This is a genomic window from Streptomyces sp. NPDC058877, from assembly GCF_042742855.1.
GTDB lineage: Bacteria > Actinomycetota > Actinomycetes > Streptomycetales > Streptomycetaceae > Streptomyces.
The window spans coordinates 1-7,110 of record NZ_JBHYMF010000280.1 but is presented as its reverse complement, the minus strand read 5'-3'; the positions used below and the strand labels follow the sequence as shown (position 1 = coordinate 7,110).

Below are 7,110 nucleotides of genomic sequence, written 5' to 3'. Positions count from 1 at the left end.
GGGCCGGTCCGAACGGACCGGCCCCCGCGGTGCGTTGTCCGGACCGCAGCGCCCCGCCGGGTTATCGTCACGAGGATGAACGACGCCTCTCCCCCCGAGGAACCCTTCGCCTGCGCACGCTGCGGCACGACCACCGACACTCTGCCGCTGACCTGGACCTGCTCGGTGGAGAACGGCCGGCGACAGTACTTCTGCGAGGAATGTGCACGCGCCAACATCCGGGCCATCGAAGGCCGGCTCGACTCCTCCTGGTGGTGAACCGCCCGCAGGTGCCGGAACCACGGAGCCGCATCCCCCGCGGCTCGCGTGCCACGGGCACTCCAACGGTTCGTCAGGGCCCGTCCGCGGGAACACAGCACCCACCAGCACCGGCGGACCCTGAGCCGCTTGCCGTCCGGTGTCGAGCGTCTGCCCGACACCGGCTGTGCGTCCCCTCTTCCTCGCGCCGCTCCTCGGCCCGGAACACCCCTGGCCCCTGCGGCTAGGGGGACGTGGGCCCTTCGAACCCGGGCAACCACTCCGTCAGCTCGTCCCGCAGCCGCACCGTCGCGTTCAACTGGCACAGCACCCCGATGGTGCTCAGCGTCACCCGGTGTATCAGCAGGTACGAGGGAGGAAGGTTCAACTGCTTGCCCAATTGGTGGGCCGGGGAGCGGGGGTCGGCGATCCGGGCCGCCTGGGCACGCATCCAGCCGCGGGTGAAGTCGAAGGCGTCCACCTCGGCCGGCTCGATGATCGGCAGCAGATACTCCAGGACCGCATCCGGGTCGAGCACGACGGATTCCTTGACGAAGCCTTCCGTGCACAGCATCCCGTAGACCGCTTCGGCCTCGCCGGCGAGGGCCATCCGCAGACAGGTGCCGATCGTCTCCGGCAATCCACCCGGCAGCCGGTCCACGGTGCCGAAGTCAAGGACGCCGAGCCGCCAGGCGTCCGGCCCCTCGTCCGCCCCGGTGCCGGGCAGCAACCGGAAGTTCCCCGGGTGCGGGTCGGCGTGCAGGAGACCGGTGCGGGCCGGTCCGGAGAAGAGGAACCGTGCCAGGAGCTGACCCGCACGGTTCCGCTGGGCCTCGGTGCCGTCCGAGATCACCTCCGCCAGTGGGACCCCGTCCATCCACTCGGTCACCAGGATCTGTTCCGATTGGTGCACCACTGCGGGCACCACCACGTCGGGGTCGTCCGAGAACTCCTCCGCGTGGGCCTGTTGGGCCTCCGCCTCCAGGGCGTAGTCCAACTCCTCGGCAACTCGGTCCCGCATCTCGGCGATCAGTGGTTTGACGTCCATGCCGGGAACGAGCGGCCCGAGCAGGCGAGCGAAGCGGCTCAACTGCGTCAGGTCCGAGAGCAGCGCTTCCCCGGCACCCGGGTACTGCACCTTGACCGCCACCTCGCGCCCGTCGTGCCACACGGCGCGGTGCACCTGCCCGATCGAAGCCGCCGCAGCCGGCTTGTCCTCGAACTCCAGGAACAGCTCCCGCCATTCGGAACCGAGCCGCTCCTCCAGGGCCGTGTGCACCGCTCGCGTCGGCATCGGCGGGGCGGCATCCTGCAGCTTGGTCAGCGCCGCCCGATACGGACCGGCGACCTCCTCCGGGAGGGCCGACTCGAAGACGGACAGGGCCTGCCCGAACTTCATCGCCCCGCCCTTGAGTTCACCCAGCACCTTGAACAACTGCTCGGCCGTCCGCTGCTGGAGCTCACGGGCGACCAACTCGGCAGACCTCCCGCCGATCCGCTTGCCCAGCCCCCAGGTGGCCCGGCCGGCGAAGCCCAGGGGCAACGCGGCCAACTTGACGGTCCGGGTGACCGCCTTCCGGGGAAGATCAGACATGCGCCCCTCCAAAACCCAGACTGCATTGCCGCGCAGGGCCGTTACCCCGCCATTGTGTCCTGTCCGGTTCCGACGGCCGAGGCGCACTCCCGCTCTCCGCCGCGCGCGGCCCCGCAGGGGCAGGCCGGGTGCGGTCTCCACCGCTCCGCACGCCACTGCAGCAGGGGCAGCGAGGTCTCCCAGCGGGCACCGGCGCTCACCGGGAGGTCACCGTCCAGGAAGGACAACGCATGTGCGGCGGCCAGGCCGGCCACCGCAGTGGAGAGGCCGAGGTCGCAGGCGGGCAGTGGATGCGGGGCACCGGAGCGCCACTGGGTGAGCATCAGCGGAGTGGCCGGGTCCCGGTCGGTCCTTTCCTCCTGGAAGCAGCGTGCGCAGGCCGTGTCGCCCGGCAGGACGAGCGGCCCGACGCTCCCGGTGGCCTCCAGGACGCCCGCGTACAGGTGGGGGGTGCCCGTGGAGAGCCAGGCTTCGGCGGGGAGCGGATCGGGGACGTACGCGCCGAGGCCGTCCCGAGGCGTCACCACCACGAGTGACAGCCGGGCCCCGTCCGCCCCTTCACCCGGTCCGCGTCGTTTCCGTGGGTTTCCCGGATCACCCGTACCCTTCCGCCCGTCCCCTCCGCCAGCCCCCGGCGGGCGGGCGGAGGGCCCCCGAGCCCAGCGACCGACGAGGCGTCGGGCCGCCGTAGACCGGCGCTCGCCGACGGACTCGGCCGGGAGGCCGCCGGGAGCCGTCTCCCAGGGCTCGACCCGGCCGGAGTCCAGCACCTCGACCGTGCCCACCCCGGCCGCGGCCAGCAGGGCCGCCACCATCGCCCCCACCCGACCCGCGCCCCGGACCTGGACCCGCAGACTCCGTCGGGCCGCCAGGGTCCGTGCCGCCCGCTCCGGCTCGGGATGGACGACGGAGAGGGAGGCGAGGTCCGCGCGGAGCGGATCGAGGGCCACGTCCACCGCGCCCGCGACCGGGCCGGCCTTCCCCGGGCGGCCGGTCGTGGCGTCGGTGAGCAGCCCGGCCGACTCCAACCGTCCCAGCAGCGCGTCCAGATGGCCGTCCGGGAGTCCGCGCGCCCGTGCCTCGACCCGCAGCAGTGCGGTCCCACGGGTGCCGTCGAGTAGTCCGAGCACCGCCCCCGTTTCCGGCCCGATGGGATCGAGCACCACCGCGTGCGCGGGAGTGACGCCGAACTGGATGCGGTGCAAGCTCCGCCAGGCCCGCCGCAGTGCCGGTTTCACCATCGGATGCATTTCCCGCCCCCGTTCTCGGTCGTCTCTCGGTCGTCCACGAACCGCATTCATGATCGACAGCGCTTTCCGCTGTCCCGGGACGAGAATGCCCCGCGGCCGTGACGGTCGCCGAAAGTTGTCCACAGGTCGGGGCGTTCATCATTCGAATAGGGCGCAGTGGGGTGGGATCGTTTCCGAAACGACTCCGCGGACGGGGACGTACCCCGACGGCAACGGGTAACGTCGGGGCCGTGCCCGCCGACCCACAGCGCAGCGTGACCAACGAGACGTCCCGAGAGGCCGGGGTGAGCGCCGTCGAGGTCCGCCGAAGTCCGCGGCGGAGTAGGACCGTTTCGGCCTACCGCGAGGGCGACCGCACCGTCGTGCTCATCCCGGCCCGCATGTCCGAGGCGGAGGAGCGCCGTTGGGTCGGGGTCATGCTGGACAAGCTCGCCGCCCAGGAGCGCCGCGGCGTCCTCGGTGACCGTGAGCTCACCGAGCGGGCACTGCGCCTGTCGGAGCAGTACCTCGGCGATCGGCCCCGACCCGCCTCCGTGCGCTGGGTGACCAACCAGAACACCCGCTGGGGCTCCTGCACCCCGTCGGAGGGCAGCATCCGCCTCTCTCACCGGCTCCAGGGCATGCCCGAGTACGTCGTCGACTACGTCCTCCTGCACGAGCTGGCCCACCTCCTCGTGCCCGGCCACGGCCCGCGCTTCTGGCGACTCCTGGAGGCGTACCCCCGCACCGAGCGGGCACGCGGCTACCTGGAGGGAGTGGTCGCCGCGCATCCGCCACGCCTCCCGGCAGTGCGCGAGGAGTGACGGCACCGTCGCGGATTTCCCGATTCCGTACCGAAAGCGACCTGCCCTGTCTCGATGTCGCACGCAGCGGATAGCCTGTCGCGAACATTCGCCATTCGGGATGGGGGACGGTCGTTACGCATGGCCAGGGAATTCCAACGCGGCCACAAGGCCAAGATCAGTGATCTGACCGCGGGGACCGATCTGTACGTCGGGGTGCAGATCGCCGCTCCCGGACTGACGTTCGACATCAGTTGTTTCGGTCTCGACGCGGACGAGCAGCTCTCCGACGACCGCTACTTCGTCTTCTTCAACCAGCCGAAGTCGCCCGAGGAATCCATTCAACTGCTCGGCGCGCAGGCCGGTGACACCGAGTCCTTCCGCGTCACCCTCGACCGCATCCCCGCGCACGTCCACAAGCTGTCGTTCACCGCGACCATCGACGGCGCCGGCCAGATGTCCCAGGTGGGCCCCGGCTACCTGCGGATCGTGGCGGGCGGCGAAGAAGTGGCCCGGTACGCCTTCACGGGCACGGAGTTCAGCACCGAGCGCGCGGTCATGCTCGGTGACTTCTACCTCAAGGACGTGTGGCGGTTCGCCGCCGTGGGCCAGGGCTTCGACGGCGGTCTGGAAGCGCTCCTGCGGAACTTCGGCGGCGAAGTCGCCGAGGACGAGCCCGCCGCCGCCCCGCAGCAGGCCGCGCCGCCCGCCTTCGCCCCGCCGCCGCAGACGGCGACGCCGCCGGCCTTCGGCGTGCCCGCCCCGGCCCCCGCCCCCGCGTTCGGGGCGCCCACCGCCCCGCAGGCCCCCGTGCCGCCAGCCCCGCAGGCCCCGCAGGTCCACACGGCGCCCACGATGGTCGCCCCCCTGGCGCCGGCCCCCGTGCCGCCGCCCGCCCCGGCCCCCGCCCCCTACGGGCAGCCGCCCCAGTACGGCCAGGTCCCCGGACAGTTGCCGGGGCAGGCCCCCGCGCACCCCGGGCAGGGCCAGCCGCCGCAGGTCCCGTACGGGCAGGCCGCCCCCTTCCCGTACGGGCAGCAGCCCGCGGGAGTCCCGCAGGGCGCCCCGGCGACCGGAGCGGGACTCGCCGCAGCGCTCGCGCCGTACAAGGAGACCGCCACCGGGGCCCGCTGGACCCCGCAGAACCAGCAGCTCATGCGGGTGGACCTCGCCATGGGAGGCACTCCCGTCCTCGCCCGGCAGGGCACCATGGTCATGTACCAGGGCAAGGTCGACTTCGGTTACAAGGGCGCGGGCTTCGCCGGCCGGATCATCGGCAATGCCACCGGCCAGGAGATGCAGCTGATGCGCTGCACCGGACGCGGCCAGGTCTTCCTCGCCGAGGAGGGCGCCCACCTCCACCCGATCGAGCTCCAGGGCGACGGCATCTGCGTCTCGGCGGAGAACGTCCTCGCGTTCGACGAGTCCCTCCAGTACGAGGTCCGTCGCATCGAAGGCCACGGCATCCCCGGCGGCGCCCTGTTCACCATGCAGTTCCAGGGCACCGGCACCGTCGTCGTCAAGACCCACGGCGTCCCCGTCGTCCTCCCGGTCACGCCGACGACCTTCGCCGACTGCAACGCGGTCGTCGCCTGGTCGTCCGCCTCCCAGGTCGTCCTCTCCAGTCAGGTGCGGCTGCGCCGCAACTCCTACCCCGGCCACAGCGGGGAGACCGTCAACCTGCAGTTCCGGGGAGCCCCCGGCAACTTCATCGTCGTCCAGCCCTACGAGGTCTGAGGGAGCCCGTCATGAACCAGCAACTCGCGGGCTACGCCCCGACCCCCGTCGCGGCCCGCATGGAGAACCACGGCAGCACCATGCTGAAGGTCGCCATGGCCTCCGGCCAGGACCTGTACGCCCGTTCCGGCTCGATGGTCGCCTACGAGGGCTTCATCACCTACGAGCCCAACCCGCCCGCCGTCCGCCAGGTCGCCCAGCAGTGGGTCACCGGCGAGAGCACCCCTCTCATGAAGTGCTCCGGCGACGGGCTGCTCTACCTCGCCGACTACGGCGCCGACGTCGTCGTCATCAACCTCCAGAACGACTCGATCTCGGTCAACGGCACCAATGTGCTCGCCTTCGACGCCCACCTCCAGTGGCAGGTCGAGCGGGTCAAGGGGCTCGCCAAGTTCGCCGGCCAGGGCCTGTTCAACGTCGAGATCTCCGGCACCGGTTGGGTCGCGCTCACCTCGCGCGGCACGCCGATCGTCGTCGACTGCGGCCGGGGCGAGGACGAGACCTACGTCGACCCCGACGCACTCGTCGCCTGGTCGCCCGCGCTCAAGGTCAAGGGCAAGCGCAGCTTCAAGGCGTCCTCCCTCATCGGGCGGGGCAGCGGCGAGGCGTACCAGATGGCCTTCTCGGGCCAGGGCATCGTCGTCGTACAGCCGAGCGAGGACAGCACCGACCGCCTGCGGGTCCGGGGCTGAGGGGGAGCGAGAACACACCATGCAGAGCCCGCTTTTCAACCATGCCGAACAGCAGAGCCAGGAGCGGTACGCCATCCAGAACCCGCAGCTCCTGCGGGTCAGCCTGACCGGGCAGGACGACGTCCTCGCCCGCAAGGGCGCCATGGTCGCCTACCAGGGGCTCGTCGACTTCGACGGCGAATACCAGACGCAGAGCCAGCGAAGCGCCCGGGCCCGCACGGGCGAGGGCCTGGAGCTGATGCGCTGCTCCGGCCAGGGCACGGTCTACTTCGCCAACCTCGCCCAGTACATCCACGTCGTGGAGGTCGAGCAGGAGGGGCTGACCGTCGACAGCGCCTACGTCCTGGCGCTCGATTCGACCCTCCACACCGAAGTCATCGCCGTCGACAGCCAGTACGGCATCTCCGGGTCCGGCAAGTACCAGCTCAACATCACCGGCCGCGGCAAGGTCGCCCTGATGACCTCCGGGCAGCCGCTGATGATGCAGGTCACGCCCGAGAAGTACGTCAGCGCCGATGCGGACGCCATCGTCGCCTGGTCCACCGGACTCCGCGTCCAGATGCAGGCCCAGACGACCAACTCCAGCGTCCGTCGCCGTCGTGGTGACACGGGCGAAGGCTGGGAGCTCAGCTTCCTCGGCAACGGCTTCGCCCTCGTCCAGCCCAGCGAGGTCATGCCCCCGCAGCACGCGGCCATCGGGCAGGGCATCGCCGCCCAGTTCGGCGCCGGGCAGCACGGCTCCCACGGCCAGAACCAGAACAACGCCTGGGGCTGAGCGGCACATCACGGTGGAGGGCGGTCACCCCGGAGCCCCGGGG

The 7,110-nt window shown here is 71.5% G+C and carries 7 protein-coding genes; 5 read left to right on the top strand and 2 right to left on the bottom strand.

From position 1 onward, the window contains the following. Window positions 1-75: 75 nt before the first annotated feature. Window positions 76-258, top strand: coding sequence for a hypothetical protein (locus ACFW2Y_RS33720; RefSeq protein ID WP_384886936.1), 183 nt, complete (start codon window positions 76-78; stop codon window positions 256-258). Window positions 259-481: 223 nt separating this feature from the next. On the opposite strand, the gene ACFW2Y_RS33715 is transcribed toward ACFW2Y_RS33720, so the two are convergent. Both ACFW2Y_RS33715 and ACFW2Y_RS33710 read right to left on the bottom strand, forming a co-directional pair. Continuing rightward, a complete protein-coding gene (locus tag ACFW2Y_RS33715) occupies window positions 482-1,831 on the bottom strand; it encodes an ABC1 kinase family protein (protein ID WP_384886933.1) in 1,350 nt (449 codons plus the stop codon). 41 nt (window positions 1,832-1,872) lie between these two features. Continuing rightward, window positions 1,873-3,081 carry a ThiF family adenylyltransferase gene (locus ACFW2Y_RS33710; RefSeq protein ID WP_384886930.1) on the bottom strand — a complete coding sequence of 403 codons (1,209 nt, stop codon included), beginning with the start codon at window positions 3,079-3,081 and terminating at the stop codon, window positions 1,873-1,875. A 230-nt stretch (window positions 3,082-3,311) separates the two neighbouring features. Here ACFW2Y_RS33710 and ACFW2Y_RS33705 point away from each other — a divergent pair, with 230 nt between their 5' ends. The 4 genes from ACFW2Y_RS33705 (at window position 3,312) to ACFW2Y_RS33690 (ending at window position 7,067) form a co-directional block, all read left to right on the top strand. Then, complete coding sequence (locus ACFW2Y_RS33705) at window positions 3,312-3,884, top strand: M48 family metallopeptidase (protein WP_384886928.1); 573 nt, start codon at window positions 3,312-3,314, stop codon at window positions 3,882-3,884. A 120-nt stretch (window positions 3,885-4,004) separates the two neighbouring features. Beyond that, window positions 4,005-5,600, top strand: coding sequence for a TerD family protein (locus ACFW2Y_RS33700; RefSeq protein ID WP_384886924.1), 1,596 nt, complete (start codon window positions 4,005-4,007; stop codon window positions 5,598-5,600). An 11-nt stretch (window positions 5,601-5,611) separates the two neighbouring features. Next, complete coding sequence (locus ACFW2Y_RS33695; RefSeq protein ID WP_384886922.1) at window positions 5,612-6,292, top strand: AIM24 family protein; 681 nt, start codon at window positions 5,612-5,614, stop codon at window positions 6,290-6,292. A 19-nt stretch (window positions 6,293-6,311) separates the two neighbouring features. Further along, entirely contained in the window at window positions 6,312-7,067 is a 756-nt protein-coding gene (locus ACFW2Y_RS33690) for an AIM24 family protein (RefSeq protein WP_384886919.1), read from the top strand. The last annotated feature ends 43 nt before the right edge of the window (window positions 7,068-7,110 follow it).

Excerpts from the sequence above, each read along its gene's own strand:
- ACFW2Y_RS33695 (WP_384886922.1), top strand. The coding sequence starts at position 5,612 with ATGAACCAGCAACTCGCGGGCTACGCCCCGACCCCCGTCGCGGCCCGC.
- ACFW2Y_RS33720 (WP_384886936.1), top strand. The coding sequence starts at position 76 with ATGAACGACGCCTCTCCCCCCGAGGAACCCTTCGCCTGCGCACGCTGC.
- ACFW2Y_RS33690 (WP_384886919.1), top strand. The coding sequence starts at position 6,312 with ATGCAGAGCCCGCTTTTCAACCATGCCGAACAGCAGAGCCAGGAGCGG.
- ACFW2Y_RS33710 (WP_384886930.1), bottom strand. The coding sequence starts at position 3,081 with ATGCATCCGATGGTGAAACCGGCACTGCGGCGGGCCTGGCGGAGCTTG.
- ACFW2Y_RS33700 (WP_384886924.1), top strand. The coding sequence starts at position 4,005 with ATGGCCAGGGAATTCCAACGCGGCCACAAGGCCAAGATCAGTGATCTG.
- ACFW2Y_RS33715 (WP_384886933.1), bottom strand. The coding sequence starts at position 1,831 with ATGTCTGATCTTCCCCGGAAGGCGGTCACCCGGACCGTCAAGTTGGCC.